The 18,897-nt window shown below is 65.4% G+C and carries 14 protein-coding genes; 2 read left to right on the top strand and 12 right to left on the bottom strand.

The window, feature by feature from the left end; translation table 11 throughout:
• Positions 1–6 precede the first annotated feature (6 nt).
• A complete protein-coding gene (locus tag MTX35_RS20530) occupies positions 7–945 on the bottom strand; it encodes an endonuclease/exonuclease/phosphatase family protein (RefSeq protein ID WP_243596738.1) in 939 nt (312 codons plus the stop codon).
• Between the two features lie 359 nt (positions 946–1,304).
• On the opposite strand from MTX35_RS20530, the gene MTX35_RS20525 reads away from it, so the two are divergent.
• Positions 1,305–2,309, top strand: a complete 1,005-nt coding sequence (locus MTX35_RS20525; RefSeq protein ID WP_243596737.1) for a DUF1839 family protein — start codon at positions 1,305–1,307, stop codon at positions 2,307–2,309.
• A complete protein-coding gene (locus MTX35_RS20520) occupies positions 2,306–4,726 on the top strand; it encodes a glycoside hydrolase family 2 protein (protein ID WP_243596736.1) in 2,421 nt (806 codons plus the stop codon). The genes MTX35_RS20525 and MTX35_RS20520 overlap by 4 nt, the downstream gene beginning before the upstream one ends.
• A gap of 28 nt (positions 4,727–4,754) precedes the next feature.
• Here the strand turns inward: MTX35_RS20520 and MTX35_RS20515 are convergent, their stop codons facing one another.
• The 11 genes from MTX35_RS20515 to MTX35_RS20465 form a co-directional block, all read right to left on the bottom strand.
• Positions 4,755–5,717: a glycosyltransferase family 2 protein gene (locus MTX35_RS20515; protein WP_243596735.1), complete on the bottom strand. Its 963-nt coding sequence runs from the start codon at positions 5,715–5,717 to the stop codon at positions 4,755–4,757.
• Positions 5,714–6,571, bottom strand: a complete 858-nt coding sequence (locus MTX35_RS20510; RefSeq protein ID WP_243596734.1) for a glycosyltransferase family 2 protein — start codon at positions 6,569–6,571, stop codon at positions 5,714–5,716. The genes MTX35_RS20515 and MTX35_RS20510 overlap by 4 nt, the downstream gene beginning before the upstream one ends.
• A gap of 213 nt (positions 6,572–6,784) precedes the next feature.
• Positions 6,785–9,001, bottom strand: a complete 2,217-nt coding sequence (locus MTX35_RS20505; protein ID WP_243596733.1) for a hypothetical protein — start codon at positions 8,999–9,001, stop codon at positions 6,785–6,787.
• A 16-nt stretch (positions 9,002–9,017) separates the two neighbouring features.
• Positions 9,018–10,304 carry a glycosyltransferase family 2 protein gene (locus MTX35_RS20500; RefSeq protein WP_243596732.1) on the bottom strand — a complete coding sequence of 429 codons (1,287 nt, stop codon included), beginning with the start codon at positions 10,302–10,304 and terminating at the stop codon, positions 9,018–9,020.
• 62 nt (positions 10,305–10,366) lie between these two features.
• On the bottom strand, positions 10,367–11,344 hold the full coding sequence (locus MTX35_RS20495; RefSeq protein WP_243596731.1) for a glycoside hydrolase family 16 protein: 978 nt from the start codon (positions 11,342–11,344) through the stop codon (positions 10,367–10,369).
• A complete protein-coding gene (locus tag MTX35_RS20490) occupies positions 11,341–12,054 on the bottom strand; it encodes a DUF998 domain-containing protein (protein WP_243596730.1) in 714 nt (237 codons plus the stop codon). Before MTX35_RS20490 ends, MTX35_RS20495 begins: the two co-directional genes overlap by 4 nt.
• On the bottom strand, positions 12,051–13,331 hold the full coding sequence (locus tag MTX35_RS20485; protein WP_243596729.1) for a hypothetical protein: 1,281 nt from the start codon (positions 13,329–13,331) through the stop codon (positions 12,051–12,053). Before MTX35_RS20485 ends, MTX35_RS20490 begins: the two co-directional genes overlap by 4 nt.
• Complete coding sequence (locus tag MTX35_RS20480; RefSeq protein WP_243596728.1) at positions 13,328–14,881, bottom strand: lipopolysaccharide biosynthesis protein; 1,554 nt, start codon at positions 14,879–14,881, stop codon at positions 13,328–13,330. The genes MTX35_RS20485 and MTX35_RS20480 overlap by 4 nt, the downstream gene beginning before the upstream one ends.
• Before the next feature lie 95 nt (positions 14,882–14,976).
• On the bottom strand, positions 14,977–16,749 hold the full coding sequence (locus tag MTX35_RS20475; protein WP_243596727.1) for an alpha/beta hydrolase: 1,773 nt from the start codon (positions 16,747–16,749) through the stop codon (positions 14,977–14,979).
• Positions 16,750–16,792: 43 nt separating this feature from the next.
• Complete coding sequence (locus MTX35_RS20470; protein ID WP_243596726.1) at positions 16,793–17,740, bottom strand: amino acid--[acyl-carrier-protein] ligase; 948 nt, start codon at positions 17,738–17,740, stop codon at positions 16,793–16,795.
• Positions 17,740–18,894, bottom strand: coding sequence for an acyl-CoA dehydrogenase family protein (locus MTX35_RS20465; RefSeq protein ID WP_243596725.1), 1,155 nt, complete (start codon positions 18,892–18,894; stop codon positions 17,740–17,742). Before MTX35_RS20465 ends, MTX35_RS20470 begins: the two co-directional genes overlap by 1 nt.
• Positions 18,895–18,897 lie beyond the last annotated feature (3 nt).

The raw sequence follows: 18,897 nt of genomic DNA, 5'->3' as shown, positions 1-18,897 counted from the left end.
TTCGGCTCAGGGCAGCTGGACCTCGGCGAGAACCGCCAGGTGATCGCTCTCGGGGATTGCGAGTGGCTGGACCGACAGGGCACTGACGTTCTCGCTCGTCACCACATGATCCAGGCGTGCGAGCGGGCGCTCCGAAGGGAACGTGCGAAACAGGCCCGCGCCTGCTGCGTCGGCCGCGTCGGAGAACGGCGACGAGGCCAGGGTGCGGAACTGCCGGTGATCGTTGGTGGCGTTGAAATCGCCCGCCACGATGACGGTGCCCTGGTAGCTCTCCATGATCGATCGCATCCTGGCCAGGTCGGAGTCCCATTCGGTGGTGTGTCGCGGCGTGGCAGGCGACATGGCATGGAACGAGACGAGGGTCAGGTCCTGTCCGTCGACGGTGGTGCCGGCCTGCACCGGTACGAACCCGAAGTTGTCGAGTCGGGTGCCGTCGGTCAGCGGGGTACGGCTCCACAGCCCGGTGCCGTCGGCCACCGGGAGCGCGGCGGTGAAGGAGAACGGGAGTAGCTCGTCGATGCCCGCTGCCTGCAGATCGGTCACTTCCTCGGGCGTCAGTTCCTGGACGGCGAGAATGTCGACGTCGTTGCTGCGCACCGCGTCGACGATGGATGCTGCGTCGGCGTCGCCGTGCGCGACATTGATCGTCAGGACCGACAGTTCCGGTCCGGTGTTGTCCGGGCCGTCGGCGAGGAACATCGGGACCTGAACGCCGACGACGGCGACAGTGACCACCACGGCGACGGCAGATCCGAGACGAGAGCGTGCTGCGGCGAACAGGATCACGGCGAGGATCGAGGCGACGCCGAGGTACGGCGCTCCGACGACGAGCGCTACAAAAGTGATCTCGGTCACACCGAACTGGCGGACGGCAAACATTCCGAGAGTGACTGCCACCAGAGTCCAGCCGATGACCAGCGCTGCGCTGTTGACGAAACGGCGCATTGCGCTCGTGCCTCCTGTTGCGTGCTCCCGAGTTGGGCATACGTGTGGCGGGTGTTGTCTACACTCGGCATGTGCCCAGCTCAGAGCCTCTGTGTAAGTGCAATCACGACCAAGCTGCGCACCGGCATTACCGGCGTGGAACCGACTGCTCGCTCTGCGATTGCCCGCGATTCCGGGGTCGGATGTCGCGGCTGCTGAAGTGGTGGCCTCGGAAGTAGTTTCCTCGGGCAAAAACAATCTTACCGTCCGATCCAGTGCGAAGAACAAACCGATTCGCTAGGATTGGAACCTGGATACAGGCAATACGGACAAATGCGGCTCGGGGACCGTCCGACATTCGATCCGGTAGGAGAGACCTCATGTCGAACGATGCAGTGCTGGACCGGCTGGGTACCAGCCTACGAGTCCTCGAACTCGACCCCATCGGTTACCGACCACACCCGATTCACAATCACGACCGCATCTGGACCGAAACCAATTGCTATGTCGATCTGTGGATCGAAGTGCTGCATTCTCTCGGCACCGATCCCACTCCTGCCCTCGCCTTCGTGCTGAGCGCGGGATGCGACGGGCGGCAGTGGGATTTCGTGAAAATCGCACCGGAGGACCTGCGGACCCTGTACGGCATCGGTGTGGCCGAGATGAACGTGTGGCGTCCTGTCCTCGAACACGTCGTCGAGGGTCTGGAAGACGGCATCCACGTCACCGTGGAGGTCGACGGCTTCTGGCTGCCTGATACCGCAGGGACCAGCTATCGCAATCAGCACACCAAGACCACTATCGTCCCCAACCTCGTCGATCGCGACGGCAAGGTGATGGGGTACTTCCACAACCGCGGCTACTTCGAGCTCACCGGGGCCGACTTCGACGGGATCTTCAACCTCGCGCCCGAACCGCACGCCGAGGTGTTGCTGCCGTACGTCGAGCAGATCCGGGTGGACCCCGCAGTGCTCGACGCCGGGTTCGGTGACCGCGACCTCGACGTCGCCCGCGCTCACCTTGCTCGCCGAGCTCCCGGTAACCCGGTCGAGGCGCTGGCCGGACGCATCATCGCCGACATCCCGCTCGTGCAGACCGCGGGGCCCGACGCATTTCATCTCTGGTCGTTCGGTCTGCTTCGTCAGTTCGGTGCCACTGCAGAGCTCGCGGCCAACTACGTGCAGTACCTCGAAGGTCGAGGAGTGACGGGTGTTGCCGATGCCGCACAGCACTTCCTCGACGCCGCGTCCGGGGCCAAGGCCGTTCAGTTCCGAATGGCGCGCGCTGCTCGTGGCCGGGATGTGGTGCTCGACGAGCCGCTCATCGAGATGAGCAAGAACTGGTCTGCGGCCATGGACATCGTTGCAGGTGCATTGGGCACGTGATCGATCTGCTCGACGGCGCTCGGTGGCGGCTGGCCCGAACCGATGCCGGCTCCGTTCTCGACCCCCGCGACCTGACGCACGATCTCGAGTGGTTCGACGCCGTGGTGCCCGGCACGGTTGCCGCCGCGCTCGGAGACTCACTCGCGGTGAATCCGGACGATCACGACTGGTGGTTCGTCGCCGACGTCTCCACCGGTGACCATCGCCGGGTGCGGCTGACGTTCGGCGGCATCGCCACCCGTGCACAGATCTGGATCGATGGCATCCACCGCGCGAGCGTGGCGTCGATGTTCGTTCCCGAGACTCTGGATCTGACGGATTGTGGTGACACCGTCGCCATCGCCGTCCACATCGAATCGTTGGCTGCGCGTCTGAAGTCTCGACGCCCCCGCGGTCGGTGGCGATCCTCGCTGGTCGCCGCGCAGGGGCTGCGACACGAGCGGACCACGATGCTCGGTCGCGCACCGGTGTACGGGCCCCTTCCGGTGCCCGTCGGACCGTGGCGTCCGGTGTCCATGACAGTGGTGCCCGACGTTCGTGGAGTCGAACTGTCGACCGCGGTGTCCGGTGCGGACGGCATCCTCACAGTCCGCGCCGAGCTGGATGCTCCGAGTGTGGCCCGAATCCTGATCGACGACAAGGGCTTCGACTTCGGAACGGTCGAGCGCATCGACCGCTCGGTGACGCTGCCCGACGTCGAACTCTGGTGGCCGCACACGCACGGCAGGCCGCGTACGTATCGCGTCGCGCTCGAGGTCGACGGCACCGTCCGCCACCAGGCCGTCGTGGGGTTTCGCACGACGCACCTGGACCGGACGGAGGGCGGCGCCGTACTGACGGTCAATGGCGAGCCCATCTTCTGCCGCGGTGGCACGTGGACGCCGCTGGATCCGGTGCGGCTGTGGTCGCCGGAAGAAGATCTGCGGGCAGCGCTGGAGCAGCTCCGTTCGGCGGGCCTGAACATGGTGCGGGTGGTCGGAACCCTGGTCTACGAGCAGCCCGAATTCTGGCTTCTGTGCGCCGAACTGGGCATCATGGTGTGGCAGGACGTCATGTTCGACACCCTTGACCCGCCTACGGACGAGGCGTACATGGCGCTGGTGGACCGCGAGCTCGACGCGTTCGCCGCTACCGTCTCGGCGAACCCGGCTCTGATGGTCGTCAGCGGTGGAAGCGAGACGCAGCAGCAGCCCACGATGCTGGGCCTCGCGGCCGAGGATCAGCGAATGGTGCTGCTGGACAAGACAGTTCCAGACTTCATCGCCCTTCGTTTGCCCGGAGTCGCCTACGTGACATCGAGCCCGTCCGGGGTGAGCGATGAACTGCACACCCACGTGGGCGACGGCATCGCGCACTACTTCGGGGTGGGCGGCTATCTGCGGCCGTTATCCGATATCCGTACTGCAGGAGTGCGTTTCGCGGCAGAGTGCCTCGCCTTCTCGGTTCCCCCGGAACGAGGGCAGGTGGAGAAGTTCTTCGGGTCCGCGGCCGTCGCCGGTCACCACCCGGACTGGAAGGCGGCAGTTCCACGTGATCGCGGCTCGTCCTGGGACTTCGAGGACGTGCGAGATCATTACGTACGCACGATCTTCGGCGTCGACCCGCATCTGATTCGCCGTGACGACGCCGAGCTGTACCTCGACTACGGCAGAGCGGCGATCGTCGAAGCGTTCACCGAGGCGCTCGGCCACTGGCGTCGGGCATCCTCCGGGTGCGCCGGAGCCTTGGTGCTCACGTTGCGGGATTCGGTTCCCGGTGCCGGCTGGGGCATCGTGGATACCGCCGGTGTGCCGAAGGCTCCCTTCTATGCGTTGGCACGGGCCAGTGCCCCGGTGGCACTGCTGTTGTCCGACAACGGGCTCGACGGCTACTCCGTGGAACTGGTCAACGACGGACCGGCATGCTCGGGCAGTATCCGAGTGGTGCTGCACGCCTCTCGCGGCAGTCACGAGTTCGAGCAGGCGGTGACCGTGCAGGCGAACGCGTCGATCGCGCTGACGGTGGACTCCATCGTCGGCACCTTCACCGATGCCAACCATGCGTACCGTTTCGGCAGTCGAACCTACTCCGCCGTCACCGTGCTGTTTCTGAACGACGATGGCGTCGAGGTGACCCGAACCACCGCCCTCGTCGGTGCGCAGAGCCGTCAGAACACGGTGGGATTGAGCGCAGAGGTCGTCGAAATAGATTCTGGAACATGGGAATTGACTGTCCTGTCCCGCTGGCCGGCGCAGTACGTCTGCGTCGACATCGACGGATTCGAGGCGTCCGACTCGTGGTTCCATCTGGCACCGAACGAACCTCGTACGCTGACTCTGGTCGGACGTGGCGCGAGTGCGCCCCGCGGACATGTACGCGCCCTCAACTCCGTGGAGCGGGCCTCGGTGGTGCCGAAGGTCGTGAGCGGAAATTCGTAGTGGGCTACGAACTTTTGTGCACCTGCCGCTAGCGGCTCGTGCTGAGCTTTCCACGCGCATAGCCGATTCCGGCTGCGCCGACACTGGCCACCACGGCCATCGCACCCCACGCGCGCACCGGATTGCCACGGGCAGCAGCACTGGTTTCGCGACCGACTGCGCGAGGCAGGATCTTGGCGGTGTACGCACGCTCCGACGACAGTGCGTCCTCGGCACCGATCAATCGGGCGATGGCGGCCTTGGACACTCCCTCGGCGTAGCTGCGCGTGATGAGATAGCGCGGACGAGTGCGGTCTGCACTGACCGTGTGGTCGACGACGATCGAGGGATCGAACACGATCTGTGCATCGGGATGCGTCTGACGCAGCCGGATGCACAGCTCCGTCTCCTCGCAGCCGAGCGGGACACGCCCGATCCGGCCGATGCCGGAGACGAATCCCCCGAGCGCAACGACGGGCTCACGGCGGAACGACATGTTCGCGCCCATGAGATTGCGGACCTGAGCGGTTTCCGTTGGCTGCCCGCGGTAGGTGCACCCGACGACCCAATCGAGTTCGCCGGGTTCACCCACTACCTCGGCCGGTAGGAAGGCCGGACGTTTGTCCGGCCATACCGGGTATGCAGAGCCCCCAACGGCGTACACGGCATCGTCCGAGTAATGGGACAGAATGGCTCCGAGCCACTCTGTGGTGCGCGGTGATGCATCATCGTCCAGGAACACGACGATCTCACCGCTGGCAAGGTCGAGCGAGGTGTTGCGCGCTCCCGAGAGGCCGCGAGGGTGGTTGTTGTCCACCACGTTGACGGTTCGGTGCAGCGGCAAGAATTCGGTGCGTGCGCGCTCGGCCAGCTGCGCATTGTGATCGATGACGATGATCAGTTCTTCGGCAGGCACATCCTGATCGAGGACGGCCAGCACGGCGGCCCGGAGTTCGGTCCACCGAGCCAACGTGTACGCGCAGATGACAACCGACGAAGTCGGCAGACTCACGCCGTTTTCTCGCGAAGCTCGAGAACCTCGTTGTAGGACTGCAGAGCCTCGAACTCGAGGTCCATGTCGGTACGCGCATCGATCGACTCTCGCGACGGGCGGACGATGGACTTGCGAGAGATCTTGCGTGCGCGCATGCGCTCGGTCATCAGGGTGCGCAGCACCCGGAAGCCGTCGGAGAAGGTGCGCAGGTTGCTCTGGCCGTAGATGCGGGCCAGCTCGACACTCGGGACTTCCTCAATCCGCACGGACGCCTCGGCGAAGCGGCAGTTGATGATGGTCTCGATCTCGAAACCGTCGCCCCACAGCATCATGCCTTCGGCACCCGGCTGATCGACGACGGGCAGGTCGAGGACCGGCACCAGATCTCGCCAGAAGGCATTGTAGCCGTAGCAGAGATCCGAGAAGCGCGTTCCGAAGAGTGTGTTGGCCACCAGATGCAGGCCACCGTTTCCGGCGCGTCGCAACGGGGTGATGTCGTGGCTTCCGCCACCCTCGCAGAACCGGCTGCCCTTGGCGAAGTCGGCACCGGCGATCAAGGCGTCGACGAAGCGCGGGATCTCGGCCGCATCGGCGGAGCCGTCGGCGTCGAACATGACGATGATGTCGCCGGTGGCAGCCTCGAAGCCGCAGGCGAGCGCGTTGCCCTTACCCTTGCGGGTCTGCTTGATGATCCGAATGTCGCCGCGAATCTCGCGAGCGGCATCGATGGTGCCGTCGACGGACCCACCGTCGACCAGCACGAGCTCGTAGTCGTGGGAGAGCAGTGGGAGGACGTGACGAAGGTTTGCGGCCTCGTTGAGCGTCGGGATGACGACACTGACGCGGGGATTCTTACGATTCAACATATCCATTCCACATGGGTCGAGTGCGGTGGGCAGATGTCTCCGAACTCCGTGAATCGACCCCCGCCGCATCCACAGACAGTGTCTTCGCGTTCGGTCCGAAGCGTAAGAACCTGTTTCCATTGACTGAAAGCAAGCTTAAAAGAAGCTAGGAGATTGTCAAGCTGCAATCAAACAATCCGAAAGATTGTTTGGAGATGCACGTCATAGTTTGTGATTCGATCAGCTGGATCGGTACTGGTAGACGATCGTGTTGGTGTCCGCGTACCGAACCGACCACGCGGAGTTGGTGGCGAGCCACTGTCGGAAACGCGCGACCGAATCGTCGGCGACGAATCCGTAGTACTGCATCGCTTCGAGCGATTGACGGGTCAGCACCATGTATGTGGGGGTGTCGCTGCTCGACGCCTTGTAGTCGAGATCGCCGAGCTTCGCGGGTGTCGGAAAGCCCTCCATGTACTCCGGGCCCAGCGCGTAGAGCGGAACGTCCCAGTAGTCGTCGGCCTCGGTCAGGCGGCCGTAGTCCGACGTGGACCTGGCTGGGTAGCCCGTGGAGTACAACATCGTCACCGAGGTACCCGGCGGTGCCTGTGCTGCCACCGCGCGGGCGTCGTCGATCTGTTCGCGATGCTCGAGCACGATCGGCCACAGACCGAAGTAGCTCTGCAAACCCAGCACGGCTGATCCGAGCGCTCCGGCCACGGCAACTGCGACAGAGGTCCGGGCAGTGATCCTGCGGGCCCTGGACGGTCGATCCTGGGGCGGCTCACGGTCGAACAGCGCCAGGAACAGTGGAGTGATCAACAGAACGCAGCCGGGAATCGCGTAGAGGTACACCCGGAAGATCGCCTCGCCGCCGTAACTCTGCCCGGCGAGCAACATGATCGATCCGAATGCCATCACCATCGGTGCCCAGAACGTCTTCTTCGTCCGCCAGGCGTAGATCGCCGAGACGAACGCCAGCGCGAACACCCCGCCGGACAGGGCGCGGCAGACCAGAGACGTGATCTGCTTGCCGAGCACCCCTTCTTCCTTGACGTTGCTCGCTGCGTTCTGCACGGGATCGAACCCCTGGAACAGTCCGTACGGTGCCACGATCGGCAATCGCGGATACAGGTATCCCAACAGGATGATGCCGAGCGGAATCATCAGCCACCACGGCTTGGCGCGTCGGGTCACCAGCAGAACGCCGGTCACGGCCATCAACCAGTACGGAGTCAGCTGGTGCGTGGGCACCAGCGCGGCGAACGGAACGATCGACAAGAATGCCGCGGACCTGGTGAGCGTCGAGGACATCAGCAGCGCCAGGAAGCCCACGGCGAGCAGTACGGCCCACGCCTGCGGTGAGTAGTAGTCCTGACCCACCCAGTTGATGACCTCGGCGAGCATCGCCGCCGTGATCGCCGCGCGTTTGTCGAACTTCATCACCCGTGCCAGTCCGTAGACGGCCGCCGCGAGAACCACGTGGACCATCGGCGCGAACACGTGCGCCAGGGAGAGCGTGTCGTATCCGGTGACGTGTTGGAACCAGGCGGATACGAGGAAGAAGCTGGGCCACTCGCTGTAGATGTCGACACCGGTCGGAGTCAGCCGGTTCATGTCCAGGACGAACTCGGTGACCGCGACGTGCTTGTACGTCCAGTCGTAGATCGGAGCGGAGGTGACGAGGGTGACCGTGAATCGCTGCACCACGATGGCCAGGCCGATCGCGGCCAGCATGGTGCGCAGCTGACGACGTCGCAGCGCGATCAGGAACGCCGCCATGATCAGCATCATGCACAGTACGAGCCCTGGGCCGGTTCCGGCGGTCAGCAACCCGAACTGCGAGTACGTCGCGCGCTCGAGACCCGGCAGCAGCGGTAGCCACAGGAAGAACGCCAGCGCCAGCATCAGGCCGGCCACATTGCGTCGCAGCGTCTCTCGGTCGGTCAGCGCGAACCGGACCGAGGTGATCGCTGCCGTTCGCGACGACGGTGCGGCCACCTCACGTGCCCGCGCGATCCACCACGACAGGTCGGGGCGGCCGTGCTTGCGGTACCACAACACCGACGAGCCGATCAGGGCCACGCACAGCAACAACGTCCACATCCGGGGCGACCAGCGGTATCCCCACATCGCCACCGACACCATCAGCGTCACCACCGAGATGCTCAGAATCGGCAGTGCCGCAGGGACCGCAGTGCGAGGAATGCGGACCCACGACAGGATCGCGGCACCTGGACCGAAGAACAGCAGGACCGCGAGCAGGACGACGCGAACGAGCGTCGGCAGTGCGATCATCGAGGTCAGGCCGGACAGTGCGGCGAGCACGCTGATGTCGGAGTAGCGCAGTCGGCTGCCCGCACGCCTGCGTGTGCCTGCAGCGGAGTCGGTGGTGCCGACGGGCCAGTCGAAGGTCCACTCGGACGGTACGAACAGTGTGTGCCGTAGATCCGCCATGGACCGGAATCCGGAATCAGTCGAGGACCGGCTCACGGCTCACCCCCGCCAGAGGAGTGCGTTCGCGACCTTCGCGCCTGCTGCGGCGAATGGCCGCAGGACCCTTGGCGATGGACAGCAATTCCATTCGGCCGATGCCGTCGGGCAGATCGGCAGCGAGATCGTCGGGAGGTGAGGCGACCTTGCTCATCTTGGCGGACAGGCGAATGGCGCTGCCGAGTCGGCGGACGGCGACCGTGGCGGCCAGCGTCGCCGATCTGCGGTTCGTCGCGACGGTGTACAGCCACGCACCGAGGCCGAGACCGTAACCGCGGGCTTGCACCGCCAATGCCTCGGAGTCGGCGCGGTGCCGGTGCCACACGATGGCGGCCGGCTCGTAGACCAGCTTGTCGCCGGCCATCAGAACCCGGAAGAACATGTCGAGGTCCTCGCCTCCGTTGGTCGGAGATCCGACTCCCAGCGACTCGTCGAATCCGCCCAGATCGAACATCCGCTCTCGGGCGACCGCAAAATTGGCTCCGGTTCCGTACATCCCCACCTGGAACGGAAACAGCGGTACATCGGCAGGCGGATTCTTCAGGTCGTACACCCGAGGCGTGACCGAACTCGCCCACCCGACGCGGCGATCGAAGTACGCCTGCGCCTGAGTCCTGATCTCGCCGCTCGGCACGATGCCGGACACGCACGTGACCCCATCGGTCCGCCCGAAGCCGCGCGCGATGCTGCGCAACCATTTGGCGTCGACGGCGACGTCGTCGTCGGTGAATGCCACGATGTCGTGCTGCGCGGCCCGCAACCCCGTGTTCCTGGCCCTCGACAGGCCTGGCGTCGGCTCGGACACGACGCGAACGCGCGGGTCGCCCAGCCCGCGAACGTACTGCTGAGTGGCGTCGGTCGGGGACGCATTGTCGACGACGACCACCTCGAAGTCGGGGTAGTCCAGGCCCGACACCGATGCCAGCGCGCCCTTCAGATGATCGACTCGGTCGCGGGTGCAGATCACCACGGTGATCGGCGGTAGCGCCTGGTCGGGGTCGGGCAGAGCGTCGTGCACCGGAACCTGGGCGAGCGACATCGCCGCTCGTCGCACATCTGCCGCCGTGACCGCGCCGTCGACGACATCGAGTTCGACGAAGCCGAGTGGATCGAGGCCGCGTCGGATCAACAGCCGGGCGCGGCGATAACCGTCGGAATCGTCGAGAGCGAGGGAGAGGGGAAGATTCTGCTCCAGGTCGATGTCACCGATCCACACAGCACCGTCCCACTCGGGAGACTGGAGTCTGGGGAGCGCGGGAGGTAACACGGAGGGGGTCCTTTCGGGTGACACGTCGGGTCGGATTCAGCGAGGTCTCGGTCAGTGAGGTCTCAGTCGGCGCGATACCGCACCCAGTCGACCTTCATGGTCGCCGGGAACGGCGTCGAGTCGTCGGTGGGGCCGGGCCAGTCGCCGGCGACGGCGACGTTGAACAGCAGGAAGAACGGCTTGTCGAAGACCCAGTAGTCGGCACCGCCGATCAGGTCGGCCGGGGTGATGGTGGCCAGGGTGGTGTCGTCGATTCCGGTGGTCACCCGGCCCGGTGATCGCTCGACCCAGTAGGTGTGGAAGTTCTCCGACAGCGGCTCCGGCGGAATCCCGCCTGCATCCACCTTCTGGCTGGTCAACGAATCCGGCTGGGGCGCATGGATTCCGGTGTGGTACTGATCGGCCTGGTTCAGGGTCTCCATGATGTCGATCTCGCCGGACAGGGGCCAGCCGACGGAGTCCAGGTCGGTACCGAGCATCCAGAATGCCGGATGCAGGCCTGCTCCGGCCGGCATCTCGATCCGAGCTTCGATGCGGCCGTAGGTGAACTCGAACTTGTCCTTGGTGGTCACCCGGGCCGAGGTGTAGCCGTCACCGTTGCGCAACGCGTTGACGACCATGTGGCCGTCTCCGTCGAGAGACGAGTTCTCGGTCGAATCGGTGTAGTTCTGCTTCTCGTTGTTGCCCCAACCGGTCTGTCCGACGTCGTGACTCCATCGGTCGTCCGCCACCGCATCGCCGGCCGTCCCCGAGAAGTCGTCGTAGACGGTGTATCCGGGCTTGGCCGCAGCGGTGTCGGACTGTGACGTCGTCGACCCGGTGCCGTTGGCGATGGACTCGCTCTCGATGTCTGCTCCGTCCGAGCGTTGGGAGAGCCCGTACACGGTGCCGGTGGCGACCAAGCCGAGCACGATCAGGAACGCCAGCACAGACGGCAGGCGACGTCGCGGACGCTCGACGATGAGCCCGGTTCCGGGTAGCCGCGATACCTCGACTGTCCTCGTTCCGGACTCTCGGCTCGATGCGGCGTGACGATTCACGCGGTCTCGTCGACGGTCTTCGGTGCCCGCGTCGCGTTGAACTGCGAGACCGACAGTACGACTACGCCCACGAGCAGGGCATAGGTGGCGATGCGTTCCATGGAACCGATGCCGAGTCCGAATTCGTGACCGCTCATGTAGGCGAAGTAGCCGGCCAGGCCGACGGCACCGAGCGCGGTGACCGCGACGCGGATGCTGCGTCGCAGGCTCGGGTGCCCACCGGCGATGACGAGGCCGAAGTTGCCGAAGATGAAGAAGACGGTGGCGCCGAACGAATGGATCGGGTAGTTGACGCCCTGATTGACCACGCCCGCGGTGATGGCGCCGACACCTGCGACGACGAAGAACGACGCGGCTCTGCCATCGATCCGGCGGACGATGTACCAGGATCCGCCCACTGCCGCGATCGCCAGACCGAACAGCACCATCGAGGCGTTGAGGAGAACGTAGAGCTCGCTGCACGGCCAGTTGCCGGTGGGCCCGCAGAACGGAATGCCGAGCTCGCTGATGTAGTTGTTCCGGTAGCTGTAGAGCCCGCGCCACGTGGCCGACACGATGTACTCGACGAGGACGAACTGCACCACCGACAGGCCCGCCCAGCGAGCGACATGGGCGACGAAGCCCGATCTCGACGGAGCCGACCGTGCGATGGTGTTCGACGTGGGGCGCTTGGCTTCGGGTTTCGTGGGGCGCTTCGCTGCGGTGGTCATGCGGTCTTCTCCTGAGGGGCGAGCAATGCGAGGGGGTCGGCTGCGACGAGACCGAGTGCGGCATGCACCATGTGGCTGTCGAAAACGTTGTCGTGGAACGACGCCGAGACGAACACGACCGAACCGATGGTTTCCATCGTGATCATCACCGACTCCGGTCGGCCCGGATCGGCGATCACGAAGAAGGCACGGTCGGCAGGCTCGGCACACCAGGAGACCTGCTCCAGCTGCCGGACTCGACCGACATCGGAGTACATGAGTCTGACCTTCGGCTGCACCGGCACGCGGTCGTCGAACACCCCGGACACGGCCTTCTGTTCGCGTTTGTACTTGATGGTGCTGATCGTCGCCGAGGCGATCGGACGGCCCTTGGCGATGGCCCCGGACAACGCGTCGTGTACTTCCCTGGCCGAGGTGGGATCGATGTCGGAGAACCCGATCCCGGCAGCGAAATTCCCGAGAACGACGGTCGACGGCGGAAGGTAGCGGCGGCAGTCGAACAGAAATGCTGCTGACCGATCGACGGGAAAAGATGTACGTGCGAACGCTGTGGCCACGGCGGCGCACATCACCGCACTGACGCTCGCGCCGGGCAGATGGGTTTCTCGCCACCGGCGGATCGCGTCGGTGGTCCCGTGCCGGGTCACCGCCGTGGCCACCGCGGCGGAGGGTGCCCAGGGCCGAAATGCCGTCGACGATGCGGCGTCGGATATGCCGAACCGGTCGGCGGCTTCCGGAACGGTGCCGGGACGAACGCGGCCGTAGATCGTGTCGACTACCTTCCTCGGGTTGCGAACGATCCAGCGCAACAGTGCTTTTCGAAGCGGATGACCGTCGACTGCGCTACTGGCCCAGGCCGGGAACGGTGCATCGGGAGTTGCGTCGGCCAGGTACGCGAACAGGTCGACCGGCAGCAGAGCGTCGCCGAGACCGTGGTTGAGATCGAGGAACAGGTAGCGGCCGGCCAGCCGAATCCGGAGGGGAATCTCGGGCCTCGACGCGTGCGAGAACTCGGTGAGTTCCTTGGTCAACTGCTGCCGGTCGACGGCGGGACCCTCGGTGATGTGCTCGAGGACCCGTCCGGGCTCGTAGCTCCAGCCTGCCGAAGAATGGTCGGCCCGCAGTCCCAGTCGAGTCGCAGGACCGAGGGATGCCAAAGCGAGCACGCGGTTCTGCACTCGTGCGAGATCGCCGAAATCCGCAGGCCCCAACACGGTCACGATTCGAGAATCGGACCGCAGCATGTCCAACGAACTGGCGCGATAGGTCTCGGTCATGGTGCCGTCCTGTGTTGAGCGTGGACCGGAATGCGACGCGGTGACGGTTGGTCGTGCTGCGGCGGACCGTCCTGACGCTCGCGACGAGGAGGTTCGCCCTGGCGGAGTTCTCGGGGCCGCGAACCGGCGTCGTGATCCTCGATCGGGCCGTGCGGTCCGGGTGAGCCCGCCGGTCCTGGATCGTCGTCGGATTCGCCGTCGCTGCCGGCGGACAACTCACGAATCCAGCGGACGAGCGGCACGATCAACACGACGGCACCGAACCCCTCGGCAGCGAGGTAGGCCCAGCCGACGGCCGCGATGCCCATCGACGACGACAGTGCCACCGACCCACCGATGATGATCGAGGTGGCCACCACCTGCACGATCACGGCCAAGCGCATGCGTCGACGCACACGAGCCAAACCGTCGTACAGGGAACCGACGACGGAGAGCGGGATGGTCAGCGCGGCCAGCTGCACGATGATGGTGCCCTGATCGCGGTAGCCCTGGCCGATCAATCCGAGACCGAACGGTGCGACGAACGCCAGGAAGATCGACCCTCCCACTGCGACGATGCACACGAGTGTCATGAATCGTTTGGTCAGGCGGTGGAACTGCGCGGGGTGAGCCGCGACCTCGGCCACGTACGGGCCGATCAGCACGCTGATCAGGATGTAGAGGGCGCTGACGATCGACCAGGTGAGGGAGAAGTACGCGTTCTGTTCGGCACCGAGGGTGGCGACGACGATCATCGGTACGAGCAGCGGCGCGAGCGAGCCGAGCGCGGTGATGCCGTACGCCGAGCCGAAGTAGGACCACATCTCGCGCCTGGGCGGCAGATCCGGCTTGCCTGCGTACCGCTGCTCGGTACGAAGGTTCTTGAAGATCGCACGCAGGACGAAGATCGACGCCACGATGGCGGGAACTGCCCAGGCGGAAATGATCGAGGTACTGCGCTCGGTGGAGAAGAGCGCCAACAGCAACACGAATTTGACGACGGCATGGAAGACGTTCTTGCCCGCCGCCCAGCGTGCGACGCCGAGACCGGACGAGGTCTGATCCTGGAGTGCGAACACGGCGAGTACCGCGACGAAGAACGGGAACGAGACGATTTCTGCAGTGTTGGTGAACATCTCGTCCACCGGAGCAACCAGCAGGAACCCGCCACCGAGTACGAACGCGAACGCGGTGACCGTGATGTATCCGCGCACGATGAAGGACTTCGCGAGCCGACCCGAGATCGGGAGAAACCGCTCGTACATCGAACCGAGGCTCAGGTTGGACAGTGTCGAGAGCATCACCGCGGACGTGATGACCGCCGACGCGCTGCCGACCTCGGCAACGGGGTAGAGCCGTCCGGCCGCAGCCCAGAACAACAATCCCAACGCGCCGGTGATGACAGTGGAGAGCATCAGGGCCATCGAGTTGAGCGCGAGGTTGCGATCGGAGGCCTTCGATCCCGGTCCCGTCTCGGGTGCCGCCTGTTCGACGACGTCGGCAGGAACATCGACCGAGTGGACGGGATTGTGCCGAGGCACGGTCGGCACCGGCATCGTCGGGCTGTTCATCAGACCCAGGTCGAATCGCGCCGGTTCGACCGGGTACCACCGAAGCTGTTCGAGCTGCTCGTGTCTGGGTGGCGCAATCCTGGGAGCGCGGTGCTTCACAACCGAACCCGCCCTACCGGCACGGGCGGAGACGGAGCGGCGATCTCGATATCGAAGGCCGCAGAGGTGGCCGCCACGAGTTCCGCTCTCACGTTCTCGCGCAGATCGCGACCGTAGAGCGAGTGATCGCCGGACTCGAAGGAGGTGACGGTGGGGACGGACGATCGACGCTGCAGCCGGCGCATTCCCTCCGGACCACGATTGGCCTCGAACCAGGCGGTGTCGCTGGGGGAGAGCAGCACTCGCGTCTGCACGTGCCGGTCGGCCAGGATGCGCAGCGAGATCTCGGGAACCTGGATGAGCCCGCGTCGCCCCAGCCAGATCCACAGGGCATACGGCATGCGAGGCTGCAGTGCATCCTTGATCCGCACACCCCGGTGGTGCAGACGATCGAGTGTGCGAGCACGCAACCCCGCCTCCTCGATGTGCATCGAGGAGCGTTTGACGAATTCGAGGCGACGGGTGGTCCAGTCCAGGGTGTTGAGCAGCACGGCAGCACGTACCCCCAGCTCACGGGCAGCGAAGCTCGAATACCATGAGCCCGAACACATTCCGGCTACCAGAACGTTGTCCGGGGAGGTTCCCGACTGTCGGACGGCGGTGAGTGCGTCCTCGTTTCCCTCGTCGCTGTAGAGGCGGGTCAACTCCCCGTCGGTGACGGCACCGGACTCGCCGGTTCCGCGTCGATCGAAGCGCACCGTCGATATCCCGAACCGAGGCAGCAGCCGAGCCAGTTCGACCCACATGCGCACCGGGCCGACGCGGTGCTCGTTGGCGGTGGGGTACAACACCACGGTCGGGCCTCCGGGCAGGCACCGATCCGAGGTGGAACGAATCGCGAAAAGTTCCTGCGGGCCGAGGTGTTCGATGCTCTCGTGGATTCCGTCGACCACGAACCGCGACCGATGCGGCACCTCCACATCGTGAGTCGGTGTGATGGGGAACTTCGACGCCGTCCACGTCGCGAGGTGACCGATGTCCGACGTCGGGATGATGACCTCGAAATCACTGGGCTCGAGAAAGTCGTCGTGCGCGGTCAGGGTGTGCTCCTGAGCCGAGAGAGTCTCGACGAGCTTGCGGACCGGCTTCGAGTCGCTTCGCTCGGGACGGGTGGCGACCAGCACCGGTGCGTCGATTCTCGTCTTCGCGGCATCGAGTGCGGAGAGGTTCGCGGCCGAATCCGGATGCAGCACAGCGCCGATGATCGACACACGGGGGTCGGCATCGGAGTCGGTGGTGACGCTGACCGCGTACAGAGCGCGCTGCTCGTGCAGATACGACCGGCCCTTGACGACCGGATCCCACAGCGTCAACGCGGTGAGCGAGCCGCACTCGGCGGCCACCGAGCATGCCAGCAGAGCACCGGCACGCAACCCGACCAGACCGACCTCGCGTGGCCCGCATCCGCGAACGTAGTCGACGGCCTCGACGATGCTGCGCTGCCAGCGTGCGACCGCGTCGGGCCGATCCTGATCACCCCACGAATCGCCGGTGCCGCTGTAGTCGAACCGCAGCACCAGAAGTCCCTCTGCACAGAGCTTCTGCGCGAGCAGCGTCATGCCGCGATACGAATCGACCTGCTCCTTGCCCAGGGGCGGGCACAGGACGACGCCGCCGCGCGCCCGCCCGCCCGACGGCACGTGGACGGTGCCGAACAGCGGCGCGTCCGACGGCCCGAACCACATCGGGTACTTGCCGCCCGCAGTACGCGAAGAGGACTCGGCGGGAACCGATCCGTTGCGTAGGGAAGCGGTGCGGGGGCTGTTCACAGATTTGGTCCTTCGTGTGTGTACACGGGTGAAGCGGCAACGATCAGTGGCGCAGTGCAGCCGGCCAGGCCGAACGATCGAGTCCGTGGGTGCGGAGCAGTGCCAGGGCGATGCGTTCCATGCCGAACCCGACACACGCGCTGTGGGCGGGCTCGCCGTCGACGGTGGAGATGTCGAAGGTGTGCCCGAAGTGATCGCGGTGGCAGTTGCACGAGACCACCGCGGTGCCGTCGTCGAGATCTCCGTAGAGCTTGACGACCAGTTCGGTCTTGAGGTTCTCGTTGCGCTGGTTCGCCGCCAGCATGCGTCCGGCGCGACCGAAGAACGGATCGTTGGCGATGACCGCCTCGGCTTCCAGCCCCAGATCGGCCAGTACCTGCAGGCCGCGCGGCACCCAGCGTTCGCGGTGCGCGATCGCCTCGTCGGGGGTGCCGACCCGTACGAACTCGTGCATCCGAAACGCTTGCATCCGAGCCGGATCCACCGCGGGCTCGTGCCGGAAGCAGTAGCCGTAGATGTCCATCAGCGTGCCCTCGGCAGGCAGTGTGCCGGTGAGCATCGAGTACGACGGGTGGCAGGCGGCCGAGACCAGCATGGTGCCTGCGGAGTGGAGGAAGTGATCCCAGTCCTTGCCGTCGGATCTCTCCGCCAACAACGCGGCGTGTTCCTTGTTGTCTCCCTCGAAGGTGTTGATGGCACCGGTGAGGTTGGGGAACGACGCGATGTAGTCGGTGCGCTCGAACGCTTCCCGTGGAAATACGGGAGCGAACCGGAACCGCGTTGCCTGACGGCCGTGTTCGGCCAGCCCGGCCTCGGTGACACGGGCATCGACGAACTCGATGATGTCCTCGAATTCACCGCTGCGCCCGTACAACCCGGGAATCGAGCTGGGTACCAACAGGCCGGCGTCGATGAGCTCGGCGCGGAAAGCCGCTCGGGCGGAGTCGAGTTCGCTGAGTTCGGTCTCCGGTGCGGAGTGGGTGGTAGTCATCACTTGCCCTTGTAGACGAGGGAGAGCTGGGCGTTGTGTCCCAGGATGCGTTCGTTGCTGACCATGATCGCGGACCCGTGCGCGTCGCGGAGATGACGGCCGATGCTCATCTCGCCGTCCTGTCGGTAGCCGGAGATGCCGCAGATCTGCAGTGCCTTGCCGACGATGTCGATGACGAGCGTCGAGGCGGTGACCTTGACGTTGTTGATCTTGAGCGCAAAACCGATGGCTCCGAGCTCGGCCGGACTGTCTGCAACGGCCTCGAACTTGGCAGCGGCACCGAACACGGTGTCCACGAGCTGCTCGTGCACCACCGTCAACTCCGCCAGACGCAGCGCGCTCGGCGGCGGCGTTCCCGGTGTCTTCCTGGCAGCCTTCTGGACGGATTTGCGGGCCTTGGTGACGGCCGCGTCCGCGATGCCGAGCCACGCCGATCCCCACAACACGTGCGCCACCGGCAGCATGGTCTGCGCGGAGATGTCGCCGTAGTTGTCGCCCAGAATGTTCGACGTCGTTGTGCGAGCGGCCAGCATGAAGCCGGGGCTGCAGGTGCCGCGGAAACCGAGGGTGTCCCAGGTGCCGGTCTTCTCCAACGTCACATCGGGCTTCTCGCACACCACGAGCACCTGATCGCTCGGCGGGCTGTCGACACTGCGCCGCGCGGTCGCCAACACGATCTGCGCGTACTCGCCGTAGGAGATGACCGGTGCGTTCTTGCTCAGCGTGATCTGCTCGCCGTCGTACTCCACCGCACAACTGCTCGAGCGAACGTCGCCGCCGATGTTGATCTCGGTGGTGGCCGACGCCACCAGAATACGATCGGTCACGATGCGCCGTTGCAGGTCGGCCATGGCGTCGGACTTGCCGTGGCGGACGATGCTCAGCACCTGCGACTGGTGCATCACGAAGATCATCGCCGTCGACGCGCACTCGGCACCGAGGGCGCGCGAGATCCTGGCTATGTCGGTCAGTGTCGCGCCACCCCCGCCGAACTCCCGCGGAATTCCGACCCCGAGCAGGCCGGCGTCGCGTAGCGCCTCCACCGATTCGGTGGGGAAACGGGCGTCGCGGTCGACCTCGTCGGCATAGGTCCGCAGTACGGCCAGCACGTCGGTCATCGACTGGTCGATCGAGCTCTCGTAGACGGTGGTCATGGC

It is taken from the genome of Rhodococcus sp. ARC_M12, from assembly GCF_022810385.1.
GTDB classification, from domain to species: domain Bacteria; phylum Actinomycetota; class Actinomycetes; order Mycobacteriales; family Mycobacteriaceae; genus Rhodococcoides; species Rhodococcoides navarretei.
The sequence above is the reverse complement of the archived record's forward strand: the minus strand, read 5'-3'. Positions and strand labels throughout refer to the sequence as shown.